This window comes from Exiguobacterium sp. s163, from assembly GCF_018617135.1.
GTDB classification, from domain to species: Bacteria; Bacillota; Bacilli; order Exiguobacteriales; family Exiguobacteriaceae; genus Exiguobacterium; species Exiguobacterium profundum.
The window spans coordinates 141,483-156,698 of sequence record NZ_JACSJN010000006.1 but is presented as its reverse complement, the minus strand read 5'-3'; the positions used below and the strand labels follow the sequence as shown (position 1 = coordinate 156,698).

The following is a 15,216-nucleotide window of genomic DNA, read 5'->3' as shown; positions in this document are numbered from 1 at the left end:
AGGTGACAGCTATGTATGAATGGATTCGGAAACACCCAGCGTCACATCTCGCCCTTGTGACAGCTGACGATCGATTGACATGGGCAATGCTACGCACGGAAAGCCTTCAACTTGCCCAGTTCATCCATGAACAGACACCCACCGCCAAACGAATTGGCATATTCGCTAAAAACAGCAAAGACTATGTCATTGCCGTTCATGCAGTACATCTGCTCGGAAAAGTGCTTGTGCCGTTGAACACACGGCTGACCGAAGAGGAAGTGCGTACTCAGCTACAAACAGCAAAAGTGGACCTCCTTCTCGTTGACGTAGAAATCGATTTGTCTATCACCCAACTCCTGATCACACGCCGGACCACTTCATGTTTCACCGTGACCCATGAGTGGAAAGAAGATGAAACCATGTCGCTCATGTTTACGTCCGGAACGACGGGTCGAGCCAAAGCAGTGCAACAGACGTACGGGAATCACCTCGCTAGCGCCCGAGCCGCTGAAGCGCATTTGGACTATCGTCCATCAGACCGGATGCTCGCGGTGACCCCGCTCTTTCATATGAGCGGACTCTCCCAAGTGTATCGGAGTGCCATCATCGGTTCGACTCTCTATGTCGAGCCGCGATTTGATGTCGATCGAACCCTTCACGTCATCGAAACAGAAGGCATCACCCAACTGTCACTCGTCTCAATTATGCTGCAACGATTGCTCTATGCCGGTCTGAAGAAGCATCATCTTCGCACGTTACTCGTCGGAGGCGGGCCCGTCCCGCGCTCATTACTAGAAGAAGCAGAACGACGGCAGTTACCCATTGCTCAGACATACGGGATGACCGAGACGTGCTCTCAAGTCGCGACGTTACTTCCGAGCGAAGCGCTCTCACATATCGGTTCGAGTGGGCAGGCAATCGCCCCCACAAGAATTCGAATTAATTCAGACGGAGAGATTGAAGTAAAGGGACCAACTGTGACGAAAGGATACTTCGAACAACCTGAATCAGACGCTTGGACACCCGATGGTTATTGGCGAACGGGTGACCTCGGCACGATGAGGGATGGCTATTTATATGTACACGATCGCCGAACCGACCTTATTCTGTCTGGTGGTGAAAATGTTTATCCTGCTGAAATCGAAGCCGCCATGTTACGCTGTACCGGCGTCCAAGACGTCGGCGTCACGAAACAATCACATCCGACTTGGGGAGAAGTCCCAATCGCCTTCGTCGTCGGCTCCTATGACCCAGCCGAGATGCAGGAAGTTCTCGATTCACAGTTGGCTAAATATAAGCACCCGATCGCCATCCACTACGCACCGAATTTACCACGAAACGCGAACGGAAAATTAATGCGCCATCGCTTAAAGGAGCTACTGTCATGATCAAACGTGCTGAGCTTTCCATCGTCCCGTTGACGTTTAAACACCCGATTGTGACGGCACACGCCGTCTTATCTGTCCGAAGAACGCTTATCCTCCGTCTAGAGACCGTAGACGGTGTCATCGGATACGGAGAAGGTGCCGCTTTCGAAACACCTTGGTATACGGAAGAAACGACCCAATCCATGATCGATACGTCTAAACTAATTCTCAATTTACTGAAAGGGATGACGGTCACAACGGACGTGTTTCCGAACTTGGTCTCGTCCATCATCGGTCAGCACATGGCAAAGGCGATGTGGGAAAGTGCACTCTGGGAGATTGAAGCAACGCGCGCGAACAAATCACTCAAGTCATTCATGAGCGCCGGAGATTCCGTTTCCTGCGGACGAACAATCGGGATTGGGTTACTGAATCAAACGATGAAATCCATCGAGACGGCATTAGCTGACGGATTCGAACGCATCAAATTAAAGGCATCTCCTAATGAACTGGTTCCTGCCCTACGTGAGATTCGCGCGGTCTTCCCTGACGCGCCTCTCATGATTGATTTAAACGGAAGTGCGTCCGATCAACCAATGGAATGGTTCGAACAACTCGATGCCCATCGGTTATTGATGATCGAACAACCGTACCCAAGCCGACAATTCACAAAATCAGCGGCTCTCCAAGCAAAACTCACGACCCCCATTTGTCTCGACGAATCCATCACGTCTTATGACGACGTGGATGCGATGGCACAGCTTGGTGCCGGAAAAATCGTCAACATTAAACCCGCACGTGTCGGTGGGCTTAGCGAGGCGCTCCACATTCGAAAACACGGAACGCCATACTGGGTCGGTGGCATGTATGAATCCGGTATCGGAAGATATCATACACTCTTGTTTGCTTCGTTAAGCGGCGCGAGCTTCCCCGCGGACATGTCAGGCACGAGCGCTTATTTCGAGCAAGATTTACTCGATACCCCGCTTGAAGTGGAGAATGGAAAGTTGACTCTTCCGGATTCCGTACAACCAGATTGGAATGTGATTGAACGGTTACGCGAAGAAGTGATTACATTGCAAACATGAAAAAGGTGTGGTTCACGAGAACCACACCTTTTTACGTTAACGGAACGATCCCGTTAACACTTCATATCCATCTTCTGTGACAACAACTGTATGCTCGAACTGCGAAACAAAACTCTTGTTCGGAGTGAAGAGCGTCCAACCATCCTCTTCCGATTGATAGACGATTTCATCCTTTGTCGAGATGAACGTCTCAACAGCAATCACTTGCCCGGCTTTTAATAACTGATTTTCTTCGCGACTATAATAGTTCGAGATCGTCTCTGGCTCCCCGTGCAATGTCCGACCGAGTCCGTGTCCGGCCAAGTTCCGGATGACCGTGAATCCATTCTTTCTCGCGTCAGCGTAAATTGCTTTCCCGATCTGATTGACTTTCACACCCGCCTTGACCTTGCTGAGACCAGCTTCTAATGAAGTCAAGGATACTTCGACCAAACGTTCGTGCTGAGGTGACTTCGCCGCCCCCACAATCACAGTGCGTCCCGTATCGGCATAATACCCATCCTTCACAGCGGAGACGTCGACATTGACGATATCGCCTTCTTGAATGACTTCATCTCCCGGAATACCATGGGCAGCAACGTCATTGAGCGAGATACATGTGTAACCTGGAAATTCGTACATCGTAATCGGTGCAGAAGCTGCACCTTCTTCTTCTAAAATACGTTGCCCGATCGCATCTAATTCTTTTGTTGTCATACCGGGCTTAACGGCTTTCGCCATCTCATCTCGCGCAAGTGCGACGATTCGCCCGATTTCGCGCAGTGCATCGTAATCATAATCTAACATCATCATTCTCCCTTTCAATCTAATAATCGATTCTGATATAAGTATTCTTCAGATATATCTGCGAATAAGAACATGCCGTCCGGTAACGGATAGCTAAAGGTTCGCGTCACTTCATTCGAACTGAAATCACGATAGTCTCCCGATAAATAGCCTCGCCCTCGAACATCCATCGCCGCCATCGTCTGAATGAAATACGGTCGGAAACTCCAGTTATAGCCCCGATACGTATTATCGACACGCCATTCTCCATTCACGCAGTAGACGTTCGCACTCGTCTGGAAACCTGTCTTATCCGTTATATAATAACGAACAAACACCTCTTCGAGTTTTGGGGCGATGAATTGAATCCACTCGTCTTTCTTGTCTCTCGACCACTTTCCAGATTGAACGAGTTCTCCAATCCGGTGATGTAATTCAAATTCAAGCTCGTACAAGCGATTCAGTCGTTTCTGGTCATGTAAAAAGAAGGAAGGCACTTCTTGTGCCAACACACCCATTCCTTTGATTTCTCGTTGAGGGATCTCATCTTCCGACCCAAGTAGACCACCCATGTAATAGCGACCACCGTGCTGCCACGCGTAACGAAGCTGTCCAACATGGTCGATGGATTTGTAAAGAAGCGGGGCACCGAGCTTCGAAGCGATGTACTCCATCGTCTGAAGCATGTTCGGATAGGTGACCGACAACGTCTTTTTCTCAATCATCGTGCCAAGGTCGACGAGCAATAGTTCTGGCGCAAGCGTCATGATGTCTTCGATACTCGTGGATTCGGCAAAGTCTAATGCAATTTTCAATCCATAGGACCGATAGTATTGAATGACGCGTGACAGTCGCGGGACGTCGACCAAGTCTGTCCCTTGTAAGGTCACATAAATACGGTGTAACGGAAAATTGAGTTCACGTAGTGGGGCTAAAAAGGCCTCTCCCCCTTCTTCGAGAATCCATTCCGACCGGCACCTGAACGTGACGAATGGTTTGGCGTCACGAAGTTGTGCTGCCGCGAGTTGCTCCATTCGTTGGGCGATGTCTAATTGATACTCGAGGGGAACGTCATCATCATAAAAAAACGGTGTCAATGATTCGCCTCGGAATCGTCCATGTACCATATATCCTTCCACTTGAAACGTCGCCGCCCCAAGGATTGGTTCATACGTCACCATCACTTCTTCAGGATGGACCATCACTTCTACCGCATCCACAATTCATCACCTCTTCGTTAAATGCGAAAACGAGCTACAATCAGCTCGTTCGCGTGTGTACATACATATAGGCACCGAAACAAGCAATAAAATAGGCGATACTCACCACGCCATATGCAATGCCCATCTTTCCGCCTACTCCAATGGCTAACACTAAAAAAATCATCGCTCCAAATAACAATGTCGCCACGGGGATATAACGAAAATTAGGACGGTCTGTCTTTGACACGATTGGTTTGAGTGCGATTACACAACCAAGCAACACAAGGAGACCGAAACTTAATTCCACCATCCGTTGACACCTCATCCTTCTATCTCTACTCAACTAGTGTAGCACGACACAATAAAAAATGCCGCAAATCCACTTAAGGAAATGCGGCATTTCACGATGATTAGTCACGCGGACGGCGTGGACCACGGTCATCCGAGCGACGACGATCGTCACCACGGAATGATCCTTTACGGTCTCCGCTACGTCCATCACGACGTTCGCCACCGCGTCCACCACGACGGTCGCCACCACGGCCACCGCCACGACGGTCGTTACGGCCACGGTATCCACCGCGATCGCCACCACGGCCACCTTGGCGTTTCACACGAACTGGTTCAGCGTACGAGATTTCAACAGGTGTTGAATCTGGCTCTTTCGTCAATCCACGGAGGGCAGCAGCGAGAATTTCAACTGCTTCGTACTCTTCAAGAAGTTCTGTCGCAAGTTGCGTGTAAGCTTTGAAGTCGCCCGCTTGAACGCGTTCGATCAATTCTTCAGCTGCTTGCTTTTGGTTTCCTTCAAGTACTTCCGCGATTGTCGGTACGTGACGACGGTTCATGCGTTTGTTCGTTACACGTTCAATTGCCTTCACTTGTCCAAATTCACGTGGCGTGATGAACGTGAGGGCTGTACCAGTTTTACCAGCACGACCTGTACGACCGATGCGGTGTACGTAGCTTTCTGGGTCTTGTGGTACATCGAAGTTGTAAACGTGTGTGACACCTGAAATATCAAGTCCACGTGCCGCAACGTCAGTCGCTACCAAGATATCGATTGTTCCGTTTTTGAAACGACGAATAACTTGGTCACGTTTTGATTGCGTCAAGTCTCCGTGAAGACCGTCTGCAGTGTATCCGCGTTTGATGAGGGCTTCTGTCACTTCATCTACACGTTTCTTCGTACGAGCGAAGATGATGCTGAGTTCTGGTGAGTCGATGTCGATCAATCGGCAAAGCGTATCGAATTTTTGACCTTCGCGCAATTCGATGAACTGTTGGTTGATGTTCTCAACCGTCATTTCTTTCGCTTTCACTTTGATGATTGTCGGCGACTTCATGAAGCGCTCAGCAATCTTTTTGATTTGTGGTGGCATCGTTGCCGAGAAGAGAAGCGTTTGGCGCTCTTCAGGAAGACCTGCCAAAATCGTTTCGATATCTTCAACGAAGCCCATGTTGAGCATTTCATCCGCTTCATCCAAGATGACTGTTTGAATGTCATCGAGTTTGATTGTCTTACGCTTCATGTGGTCCATGAGACGTCCTGGTGTCGCTACGACGATTTGCGGGTTCTTTTTCAAACCACGGATCTGACGGTCGATTTGTTGACCACCGTATACTGGAAGTGCGTATACGCGCTTCGTTTCACCGATTTTGTTTAATTCTTCTGCAACTTGAATCGCAAGTTCACGTGTCGGTGCAAGAACGAGTGCTTGGACTTGACGCGCCTTTGAATCGATTCGCTCAATTGTCGGAATACCGAAAGCTGCTGTTTTCCCTGTACCTGTTTGTGCTTGTCCTAATACGTCCACTCCCGTGAGTGCGACAGGAATTGTCTCAGCTTGGATCGGTGTAGCTTCCTCGAAGCCCATTTTGTGTACACCTTTTACTAATGCTTCACTTAATTGTAAGTCTTGAAATTTTGTCAAATTATATTCTCCTTTGTTCATACAAAAAACGTCTGAGTTCAGTTTGACAGATCTACAGACGTTTTCTCAATGTTTCCTCATAGTCAACTTTATTAACTATAACGTATTTCTTCCTAAAATGAAAGAAATACATTTTCAAACTTTTTCATGTCACCCGAACATGAGTTATCTTATTTTAATTTGTAGCCGTTGTCGAGCTTTTCAACTTGCTTCTCTTTCAACAGTTTTCCAAGCGCTCGTTTAAATGCCGCTTTACTCATCCCGAATTCACGGTCGACGATGTCAGGTGATGTCTTATCTCCGTATGGCATTTGTCCTCCACGTTCTTCAATATACGAGAGGATGCTCGCCGCATCACCATCAATCGCCTCGTACGCACGTGGCTTCATCGAAACGAGGACCGTACCATCTTGTTTGACTTGTGTCACACGAACGGTCAACTGTTCTCCGAGACGTGGCCAACGCGTCATCTCTGCCTCATGCAAGAAACCGAGTGATTCGCCTTCGACCCATACGTTGACGCCCACTTCACGTTTATTGACGACGATGGCCTGGACATCTTGGTTGTTCCATTCTTCTTTCGAAGGACGTGCCAACAAGTTCAAAAATGCATATGGGGCAGGGTCTCCGAGTAAACGACCTTTTTGGTCATACTTCAATCGAATACACAATTGATCGCCTGTTTGTGGCCAATACGACCGGTTCTCCGGTAAATCATCCATGGAAACGAGAACGTCCTTTTGAATTCCGATATTCACAAAGACCCCAGTGTTGTACCGGACGCCCGTTACCTCAAACCATTCATACTCATCAAATGAAACGGTCGGAATCGTCATCGTTGATGCGAGACGTCCTTCTGAATCATGATATAAGAAGACGCGAACTGTTTGACCGATCGTCACTTCTTCTGTCTGTTCTTTACGGTGAAGGAGCACCTCTTCGCGGCCGTTACTAATGAATACTCCAAAATCAGCAGAACGTTCCGCGACTAAATCTACTACTTCTCCTGCGCGCAATGCCATTACACCCACATCCTTTTCTAAGCTATTACTGTCAGTATACCTATCTACACACGTTCCTAATCATATCATGTTCTCTTTCAACATTTTGAATAAATGTGTCGAAAATGTGAACGTGTTTTGAGACAGTTGAAATGGCGATTGTTTAATGAACTCACATGATTTATTAAAATTTTGTGACAATTTTGTGAACGCCTTTTTTTCTGCTAGTATCCTTTTTTTGAAAACGTTATTATATAGGAAGTGTCCAGTATAGATAAGGTTTCATTTAGGATTGATCGGGGGATAATAAATGTTTGATATACAGTCTCGTTCTTTTGCAAAACGTTTTACAAAAGGATTACTTGTCGCCTTTTTCGCATTGCTCGCATCACTCAGTTTTATTTTCTCAAACGGTGTCGATACGAACGTTTCGTCATCTTCGACTTACATGACCCAAGAGTAAACGCCATTCAGCCAACTGAAGGCGTTTTTTCTTTGGAATACATAACAGGATTTTCCTTCAAAAAGTCGAATACGATTAAAAGACCATGCCTTTTTCTTTCATACCCTTTAAGAAAAGGAGACTCCGCTATGATTTTTTATTTTCTCACGACCATTTTATCAATCGTAGGACTTGCTTTCTTGTTCCAGACTGAATTGTACAAAGATCCAATCGGGACATTTCTATTCGCCGTCTTGATTGCCATGGGACTCTCTTCCTTCAAACAACTCTTCATGCAGGCAAACGAGTATTTTGTAGAAAGACGGAACCAGAAACGAATCAAACGCGTCGTGGACAGAATGCACTCTACGACTCGAAAACGCTCTACATAACGCTCGTCTTCCCTCGCCACATTTGGTATCCTATGTAGGAACAGACATCGTACAATGGATTTATAATCGCAGGAGGCACACAACCGTATGAATGAAATCCCGTTATCGAATGAATGGCTACTTCGTTATTCACCTGTCATGGAGCTCTGGTTAAAAGAGGACGGCATTTTGCTCGTCGATGATGACAACCGAATCCGTCTCACTCTCGAAATCGGAAGTGACCAGGCCATGCAAATCAAAAGTATCGAGCAAGACGGCGCCTATTTCGTCGTCGATCCTGTGAATAAACGCATTACGTTCGAGCTCGAAGAAGAGGAAGAAGAGAGCGATTCTCGCTTTTGGGAATAAGGATTCATGCCGAAGGGTCGGATTCTCGTCAAGAGAAGAAGACTCTTTCTTGTTGTCATCATGAGAGGAGAGAATAGAATGATTCGAACAGCTGTATGGTTTTTCTCATTTTTTGCCGTATTACCGATCACCGTCCCGTTTTTACAGAAAGCGAAAAAAATCGAAACACCGAAACGTTACCGTTACGTACAAGATATCGCTTATAAATGGGCACAGTTTCTACTAAAAATCGCAGGTGCAGACGTCCGTGTCCATGGCCAAGACCAGATTCCGGATGAACCCGTCGTCTACGTGTCGAACCACCAAGGAAACTTCGATGTCCCGATCATGTTGACCGCCACGAAACGACCGAAAGCGTTTATCTCAAAAATCGAGGTTCAAAAATTCCCGATTATCCCACGTTGGATGGAATTGATGGGATGTATCTTCATCGACCGGAGTGACCGTCGGCAATCGATTCAAGCCATTCGTTCCGGAGTCGAAACGATTCAATCCGGTCAATCGATGATTGTCTTCCCAGAAGGCACACGCTCAAAAGGTGGACCGATGAAGGAGTTTAAAGCTGGAAGTTTGACGCTTGCCACATCAAGTGGTGCGAAGATTGTTCCAGTCGCGATTCAAGGCAGTTATAAATTGTTAGAAGCCAAAAATCGAATCACCCCGGCAACGGTCGATGTCACATTCTTACCTGCGATTGATCCGGCCGATTTGCCGAACAAGGAAATCGCAGCGACGGTCGAGGCGGCCATTCGTCAACAGCTTGAAGGAGAGAACGCATGAGTTTATTAATGATTGAAGGCATTCATAAAGAGTTTGCCGACAAAGTCTTATTTGATGATGTGACGATGACAATCCATCCCGGAGACCGTATCGGGATTATCGGCGTGAACGGTTCGGGGAAATCGACGTTCATGAAAATCATCGCCGGTACCGAGACAGCAGATCGAGGCACGATGCAGCATCCGAACGATTATCGGATTCGCTACTTGACTCAAACGGTTCAATTTAACGAAGGACAAACGATTCTAGACGCTTTGTTCACAAGTGACACTCCGTCCGTTCAAGCGTTGAAACAGTTCGAACGCGCCCGGCAAGCACTCGAAGCGGACCCGACAAGTGAGCAATTACTTGAACGCTTCATGAAAGCCCAACAGGCCGTCGATGCCGCAGACGCTTGGGAAACGGAAGCAAAACTGAAGTCGATTTTGAACCGGCTCGGTCTTCCTGACGTGTCAATCGATGTGAACGCCTTGTCTGGGGGTCAACAAAAGCGAGTCGCGCTCGCCGCAGCGTTACTCGATGAAGCGGACTTGCTCCTTTTAGATGAGCCGACGAACGAACTGGATGCCGATACAATCGCATGGCTCGAAACGATGCTTGCCGATTACCGAGGAGCCATCCTGCTCATCACCCACGACCGCTATTTCTTGAATCGTGTCACGAATCACATTTTGGAGATTGCGGATGGAACGAGTTACTTCTATAACGGGAACTATGAACTCTTTCTCGAGAAGCGTGCCGAGCGCAAAGCGCGGGCACAATCGATGGAACAGAAACGACAGAATATATTACGTCGCGAACTCGCCTGGTTACGTCGAGGCGCGAAAGCCCGGACAACGAAACAAAAGGCACGCATTCAACGCGTCGAAGACTTGAAACATCAAGAGAGCTTAGCAGAAGACGAGACGCTCGACGTTTCGGTCGGATCACGACGTCTCGGCAAAAAGGTCATCGAAGTCGAAGATTTGTCTTTCGGATACGACGACTCCCTTCTCATTCGGCAGTTTAATTGGATTTTCGGTCGCCGTGAACGCTACGGAATCGTCGGACCGAACGGGAGTGGGAAATCAACACTCATGAACTTGCTCGCCAAGCGCCTAGAACCGACAAACGGTACGATCGTGCACGGAGAAACTGTTTATTTAGGCTATTACGGACAACAAGTCGAATTTGAAGACGAGTCACGACGGGTCATCGATGAGATCGAACGCATCGCCAAAGTCATTCATACACCGGACGGCGAGGTCATCACGGCGGGGCAGATGCTCGAACGTTTCCTTTTCTCACCGGACGCGCAATACAAACCAATTGCGAAGCTATCTGGTGGCGAAAAACGACGCCTTGTCCTCCTGCGGATTCTCATGGATGAACCGAACGTCTTGTTCCTCGATGAACCGACGAACGATTTGGACACAGAGACGTTGTCTGTTTTAGAAGACTACTTAGAATCATTCCCAGGTACAGTCATCGCCGTCAGTCACGACCGCTATTTCTTAGACCGGATCGCCGGACAGTTGATTGCCTTCGAAGATGGGATCATCCAGGTGTATCACGCAGAATATAGTGACTACCTGGCCATGCGACAAGAAGAGGTTCGTCAAGTGAAGAAAGAGAAAGAACCTAAAGAGAAAAAGGAACGCGTGAAGTCGGAGGTCGTGAAATTCACCTTCAAAGAACAGAAGGAATGGGACACGATCGAAGAAGACATCGCCGCACTTGAAGAGCAGATTGAAGCGCAAGAAGCGACACTTGCATCAGCGGGTAGCGACCTTGGTAAAGTCAATGAGTTGTACGCAACAATCGCAGAACTGAAAGAAACACTCGATGCGAAGATGGAACGTTGGACCTACCTATCCGAAATCGATGAACAAATACAAGCACAGAAAAAAGGCTGACCTCCAAATAAGGTAGCTTATCAAATTTAATAAAAAGAGGTGGATTTCCAGAGCGTGTTCCGGAAATCCACCTCTTTTTTATCATTTCACTCGAATGACGATTTTGCCTTTGGCATGCCCTTCTTCTCCATAGTCATGAGCAAGTTTCATGTCTTCTAAATCAAAGACCCGGTCAATCACAGGTTTCAGTTCGCCTTTTTCAACAGCTTCCGCAATTTTTTTCAAACGCTCCCCTGTCGGTTGCATAAAGACGTACTCGGCACGGGCCTTCGCCTGTTTGGCTTCCTCTTCATTCGGGGGTGTGGAGATGGAGACGAGCATCCCATTCTCTTTAAGCATTCGATACAGTTTACCCTGCCCGTCGCCCCCCATCGTATCAAATACGAAATCAAGATCGCGGACGGCCTCTGCCGGGTCTTGTTGTTTATAGTCGATGACCTCGTCCGCTCCCAGGTTTTTGACCCAGTCCACGTTCTGCGTACTCGTCGACGTGACGACATACAAACCGTGTGCTTTCGCGAGCTGGATGGCTACTGTCCCGACACCACCTGATCCAGCTCCGATGAAGATGCGATCACCCGGTTTGGCATCCATCACTTCGAACATGACTTGCCATGCCGTATGGGCGACGAGCGGAAGTGATGCGGCCTCCTCGAAATTCAGTGAAGTTGGTTTTTTGACGACGAGATGCGCATCGACCGTGACGTATTCGGCATATGTGCCTTGTCGTGCAATATCCGGACGACTGAATACTTCATCCCCCACCTCGAGCTCGGTCACATTCGCCCCAACTTCTTTGATGACACCCGATACATCCCACCCAATGACGAGTGGCATCTCGAAATGAAGCATTTCTTTCAAGTATCCTTCACGGAGCTTCCAATCCACCGGGTTGACACTTGCGGCATGAACCTCAATCAATACGTCATCTGCACCGATCGTCGGTTGTTCAAGTTCACCTACTTTGAATTCGTCTGATCCGCCATATTGTTCGATATATGCTGCTTTCATCTCATCATCCTCCTTTGATTGACTCACTTCTAGTTGGTTCCCATTTTATTTCTCTTACAAACGAAAAAAGCACACCGCTTGTGGTCGGTGTGCTCAGACTGGCTGATGGGTCATATAGCTATAGACATACACGTCATGAGATTGTCCCCGCTGACGCATATAGTTATGTAGTCTACCTTCTTGAACGAATCCATTCTTCTCTAACATGCGTTGCGATGCGAGATTCTCGACATAGACAATGGCACCAACCCGTTCAATTTCACACGTCACAGCAAACTGAAGTGCCGCGTGAAGTGCTTCTGTCGCATAGCCTGCACTCCGATATTCCGGTCTAAGTTCATAACCGATCTCGGCACGGCGGTGCGAAGGAGCTCGATTGTGAAAACCGATTGTCCCGATTAACGCTTTTGATTCGCGATGCTCGATTGCAAAACGGATGATCGCACCTGTTTCGATTTGTGCGAGCATATGCGTCAGCATCTGTTCCGTTTCTTCTAACGTAAGATGTGGCTCCATTCCGTAGTGGCGTAGCACGTGTTCATCTGAAAAGATGGCGAATACGTGCGGACCGTCCTCCATTTGGAGAGGTCGCAGTCGGAGGCGCTCCGTTTCAATCACAGGGAGACGGTTCATCCTTTACTGACCAAGTTATGTTGGAACGCATAGACGACTGCCTGGGTCCGGTCATAGACGTCAAGCTTCGTCAAGATGTTCGACACGTGTGTCTTCACTGTTTTGAGTGAGATGAACAATTCGTCCGCAATCACTTGATTCGACTTGCCTTCCGCCATCAGTTGCAAAATTTCTCGTTCCCGAGCAGTAAGACTCTCATGAAGGGTCATTTCCGGATGACGCAGGCGTTCGAGCATCTTTCCTGTTACCTGGGCGGCCATGACCGGATTACCGGCAGCGGTTTGACGAATCGCATCTGCGATTTCATTGGCGTTTGCTGTCTTGAGGACATAGCTCATCGCACCGGCTTCGATGACGGGATACACTTTCTCATCATCCAAGAAACTCGTCACGACCAAAATTTTCGCTTCTTTCCAACTTGCTTTAATTCGTTTCGTCGATTCGACTCCGTCAACGGGCTCCATCACCAAGTCCATGAGGACAACATCCGGCTTCTCCGCAATCGCAAGCTCCGCTCCTGTCGCTCCGTCCGATGCTTCGCCCACGACTTCGATGTCCGGTTGTGTCGATAGAAAGGCAGATACGCCCGCCCGAACCATTTCATGATCATCAATTAATACAACTCGAATCATCATTACCCCTCCACTTGTTGTTTCACACGTACTTCAATTTGTGTCCCGACATTCGGCACACTGACTAATCGCAACGTTCCACCGACTTCTGCCGTGCGCTCTCTTATCGATTGTAATCCATATGAAGCGACTTGTGTATCGTCCACATTAAATCCGATCCCATCATCGTTAATCTTTAAAATGACCGTCTGCTGCACGGTTCGCATCTCGATTTCTAAACGAGTCGCTTTGGCGTGTCGTAACGTATTACTAATCGCTTCCTGAACAATCCGAAACAGTTCGTTTTCAGTGTGCCGGGAGAGCTTCACTTCCTCTAAACGCCAGACGAGCTCGGTCGATTGTTTACGAGACAGTTCTTCTAACAAGCGTTCGATTCCCGTCTTGAGTGTCATGCCTTCTAATTCGACCGGTCGTAGTTGTAACAGCAACGAACGCATCTCTGCCTGTGCGGTCTGCGCCATGAGCTCGACTTGTTCCATTTGTTTACTCGCGAGATCTGGTTTCGTCTGCATCGTCTGTTTGACCGCTGTCGTCATCATCGAGATGGCATAGAGCTGTTGACTCACCGAATCATGAAGTTCTCGTGCGACGCGACGTCTTTCTTCTACGACGGCCTCACTCCGCGCCTCTTCCACACTGACCGGACGCTCACCGACTCGCTTCGCCATCTCGACCATCTCTTGGCGCTGTTTCGATATGCGGACGATTCGTTCGAGTGTATCTCGGTAAGGGGACATCGGGCGGAAAGTGATGTCTTTTTGATTCTCCAGTTTCCAAAGGGCATTGGCGACTTCTCGAAAGTCTCGGCGCAAATAAAAATACGAACCGACGCCAAAGATACTTCCGATCAAGACGGCAATCACCAGGATGGACACACCGAAAGGCAACCCTTCTTCACGCAAAAATAAATCGCTCAATGAAGTCGAGTCACCTATGAGAAACGCTACTGTGATCAAGAAAGCCGTCAACAGGCTACTAAACAGTTGATGCCAGACGACCGTTCGTGGATAAGAATCTTTTTTCATACCGTCATCACCTCGACACTTCCGCTCATGAGCACGATATGAATCCGGACTTTTCGCGTGGCCTGGACATAATCATCAGACGCTGTATAGAAGCGACGATTGAAAACCGGCGAATAGTTCGAGTCATCAACCTGCACTTTACCGAAGCCGATCGACGCGTCAATCGAATAGTCATACCCTGCAGGAATGAGGATTCGAATATCTCCTGCGAGTCCATTGAGGAGTAAGAACGTCTCTCCTTCCGGAATGATGGCTTGTGACAAATCCATCTCGACATCCCGTAGTAAAAAGAACTCATTCGTATCACGTAACACATAGTGCCCCGATTCCTTCATCCCAAATGAGAAGGCTTGTTCTTGACGAAGGGGTGTCCGGATTTTCGATTCGACCGGTCGATTCTTATAGAGTCGATAGCCGAATAACAGGAGAAGTCCGGAGAGCACGAATCCGAATGCCGCAGATGAGAAGATCAAGCCAATCAAGAGGATTCCCCCAATTGCGTAAAAAATATAGCTAGCAGACTGCTTGCCACGACGACTGAACCGTCGCCCGATATAGAGGAGAAGCAGCGGGAGGATCATGCTGAATAAGACGCTATTGCCACCCGTCACAATATCGATGAAGAGTCCGACTGAAAATAAGATAATCATAAATCCAATGATTTGACGTGTGTTCCAACGTTCCATGTCCATTCCCCCTTTCTGTTCATATGTATGAAG

At 48.1% G+C, this 15,216-nt stretch carries 17 protein-coding genes; 7 read left to right on the top strand and 10 right to left on the bottom strand.

Features of this window, described 5'->3' with window-relative positions:
• Positions 1-11: 11 nt before the first annotated feature.
• Positions 12-1,370, top strand: a complete 1,359-nt coding sequence (gene menE, locus KNO71_RS14780; RefSeq protein ID WP_214689206.1) for an o-succinylbenzoate--CoA ligase — start codon at positions 12-14, stop codon at positions 1,368-1,370.
• Positions 1,367-2,437 (top strand): o-succinylbenzoate synthase, encoded by a 1,071-nt coding sequence (gene menC, locus KNO71_RS14775; RefSeq protein ID WP_214689204.1) that lies wholly within the window; start codon positions 1,367-1,369, stop codon positions 2,435-2,437. The genes menE and menC overlap by 4 nt, the downstream gene beginning before the upstream one ends.
• 36 nt (positions 2,438-2,473) lie before the next feature.
• On the opposite strand, the gene map is transcribed toward menC, so the two are convergent.
• From map to KNO71_RS14750, 5 genes are all read right to left on the bottom strand, one after another.
• Positions 2,474-3,223, bottom strand: coding sequence for a type I methionyl aminopeptidase (gene map / locus KNO71_RS14770; RefSeq protein WP_214689201.1), 750 nt, complete (start codon positions 3,221-3,223; stop codon positions 2,474-2,476).
• A 14-nt stretch (positions 3,224-3,237) separates the two neighbouring features.
• Positions 3,238-4,422 (bottom strand): EAL-associated domain-containing protein, encoded by a 1,185-nt coding sequence (locus KNO71_RS14765; RefSeq protein WP_214689199.1) that lies wholly within the window; start codon positions 4,420-4,422, stop codon positions 3,238-3,240.
• 40 nt (positions 4,423-4,462) lie between these two features.
• Positions 4,463-4,714, bottom strand: a complete 252-nt coding sequence (locus KNO71_RS14760; protein ID WP_015880847.1) for a hypothetical protein — start codon at positions 4,712-4,714, stop codon at positions 4,463-4,465.
• 100 nt (positions 4,715-4,814) lie between these two features.
• On the bottom strand, positions 4,815-6,338 hold the full coding sequence (gene cshA, locus KNO71_RS14755) for a degradosome RNA helicase CshA (protein WP_251028331.1): 1,524 nt from the start codon (positions 6,336-6,338) through the stop codon (positions 4,815-4,817).
• A gap of 170 nt (positions 6,339-6,508) precedes the next feature.
• Positions 6,509-7,360, bottom strand: coding sequence for a CvfB family protein (locus tag KNO71_RS14750; protein WP_078146355.1), 852 nt, complete (start codon positions 7,358-7,360; stop codon positions 6,509-6,511).
• Between the two features lie 289 nt (positions 7,361-7,649).
• Here KNO71_RS14750 and KNO71_RS14745 point away from each other — a divergent pair, with 289 nt between their 5' ends.
• The 5 genes from KNO71_RS14745 to KNO71_RS14725 all read left to right on the top strand — a co-directional run bounded on the left by KNO71_RS14745 (position 7,650) and on the right by KNO71_RS14725 (position 11,196).
• Complete coding sequence (locus KNO71_RS14745) at positions 7,650-7,802, top strand: hypothetical protein (RefSeq protein ID WP_015880844.1); 153 nt, start codon at positions 7,650-7,652, stop codon at positions 7,800-7,802.
• 128 nt (positions 7,803-7,930) lie between these two features.
• The gene (locus tag KNO71_RS14740; RefSeq protein ID WP_031421071.1) at positions 7,931-8,173 is read left to right on the top strand and encodes a hypothetical protein; all 243 of its coding nucleotides are present in this window, start codon (positions 7,931-7,933) and stop codon (positions 8,171-8,173) included.
• Between the two features lie 87 nt (positions 8,174-8,260).
• Complete coding sequence (locus KNO71_RS14735) at positions 8,261-8,521, top strand: hypothetical protein (protein WP_015880843.1); 261 nt, start codon at positions 8,261-8,263, stop codon at positions 8,519-8,521.
• Positions 8,522-8,599: 78 nt separating this feature from the next.
• Positions 8,600-9,301, top strand: a complete 702-nt coding sequence (locus tag KNO71_RS14730; RefSeq protein WP_078146354.1) for a lysophospholipid acyltransferase family protein — start codon at positions 8,600-8,602, stop codon at positions 9,299-9,301.
• Positions 9,298-11,196 carry an ABC-F family ATP-binding cassette domain-containing protein gene (locus tag KNO71_RS14725; RefSeq protein ID WP_214689188.1) on the top strand — a complete coding sequence of 633 codons (1,899 nt, stop codon included), beginning with the start codon at positions 9,298-9,300 and terminating at the stop codon, positions 11,194-11,196. Before KNO71_RS14730 ends, KNO71_RS14725 begins: the two co-directional genes overlap by 4 nt.
• A gap of 81 nt (positions 11,197-11,277) precedes the next feature.
• Here KNO71_RS14725 and KNO71_RS14720 read toward each other — a convergent pair whose 3' ends face one another.
• The 5 genes from KNO71_RS14720 to liaF form a co-directional block, all read right to left on the bottom strand.
• Positions 11,278-12,207, bottom strand: coding sequence for an NADP-dependent oxidoreductase (locus tag KNO71_RS14720; protein WP_214689186.1), 930 nt, complete (start codon positions 12,205-12,207; stop codon positions 11,278-11,280).
• Between the two features lie 93 nt (positions 12,208-12,300).
• Complete coding sequence (locus KNO71_RS14715; RefSeq protein ID WP_353047666.1) at positions 12,301-12,825, bottom strand: GNAT family N-acetyltransferase; 525 nt, start codon at positions 12,823-12,825, stop codon at positions 12,301-12,303.
• Between the two features lie 11 nt (positions 12,826-12,836).
• Positions 12,837-13,472, bottom strand: a complete 636-nt coding sequence (locus KNO71_RS14710) for a response regulator (RefSeq protein ID WP_015880838.1) — start codon at positions 13,470-13,472, stop codon at positions 12,837-12,839.
• A 2-nt stretch (positions 13,473-13,474) separates the two neighbouring features.
• Positions 13,475-14,497 (bottom strand): sensor histidine kinase, encoded by a 1,023-nt coding sequence (locus KNO71_RS14705; RefSeq protein WP_214689181.1) that lies wholly within the window; start codon positions 14,495-14,497, stop codon positions 13,475-13,477.
• On the bottom strand, positions 14,494-15,183 hold the full coding sequence (liaF, locus tag KNO71_RS14700; protein ID WP_015880836.1) for a cell wall-active antibiotics response protein LiaF: 690 nt from the start codon (positions 15,181-15,183) through the stop codon (positions 14,494-14,496). The genes KNO71_RS14705 and liaF overlap by 4 nt, the downstream gene beginning before the upstream one ends.
• Positions 15,184-15,216 lie beyond the last annotated feature (33 nt).

What these genes read in the sequence shown, in the direction of transcription:
- menE (WP_214689206.1), top strand. Translation starts at nt 12, where the DNA reads ATGTATGAATGGATTCGGAAACACCCAGCGTCACATCTCGCCCTTGTG.
- menC (WP_214689204.1), top strand. Translation starts at nt 1,367, where the DNA reads ATGATCAAACGTGCTGAGCTTTCCATCGTCCCGTTGACGTTTAAACAC.
- map (WP_214689201.1), bottom strand. Translation starts at nt 3,223, where the DNA reads ATGTTAGATTATGATTACGATGCACTGCGCGAAATCGGGCGAATCGTC.
- KNO71_RS14760 (WP_015880847.1), bottom strand. Translation starts at nt 4,714, where the DNA reads ATGGTGGAATTAAGTTTCGGTCTCCTTGTGTTGCTTGGTTGTGTAATC.
- KNO71_RS14750 (WP_078146355.1), bottom strand. Translation starts at nt 7,360, where the DNA reads ATGGCATTGCGCGCAGGAGAAGTAGTAGATTTAGTCGCGGAACGTTCT.
- KNO71_RS14745 (WP_015880844.1), top strand. Translation starts at nt 7,650, where the DNA reads ATGTTTGATATACAGTCTCGTTCTTTTGCAAAACGTTTTACAAAAGGA.
- KNO71_RS14740 (WP_031421071.1), top strand. Translation starts at nt 7,931, where the DNA reads ATGATTTTTTATTTTCTCACGACCATTTTATCAATCGTAGGACTTGCT.
- KNO71_RS14735 (WP_015880843.1), top strand. Translation starts at nt 8,261, where the DNA reads ATGAATGAAATCCCGTTATCGAATGAATGGCTACTTCGTTATTCACCT.
- KNO71_RS14730 (WP_078146354.1), top strand. Translation starts at nt 8,600, where the DNA reads ATGATTCGAACAGCTGTATGGTTTTTCTCATTTTTTGCCGTATTACCG.
- KNO71_RS14725 (WP_214689188.1), top strand. Translation starts at nt 9,298, where the DNA reads ATGAGTTTATTAATGATTGAAGGCATTCATAAAGAGTTTGCCGACAAA.
- KNO71_RS14720 (WP_214689186.1), bottom strand. Translation starts at nt 12,207, where the DNA reads ATGAAAGCAGCATATATCGAACAATATGGCGGATCAGACGAATTCAAA.
- KNO71_RS14710 (WP_015880838.1), bottom strand. Translation starts at nt 13,472, where the DNA reads ATGATTCGAGTTGTATTAATTGATGATCATGAAATGGTTCGGGCGGGC.
- KNO71_RS14705 (WP_214689181.1), bottom strand. Translation starts at nt 14,497, where the DNA reads ATGAAAAAAGATTCTTATCCACGAACGGTCGTCTGGCATCAACTGTTT.
- liaF (WP_015880836.1), bottom strand. Translation starts at nt 15,183, where the DNA reads ATGGAACGTTGGAACACACGTCAAATCATTGGATTTATGATTATCTTA.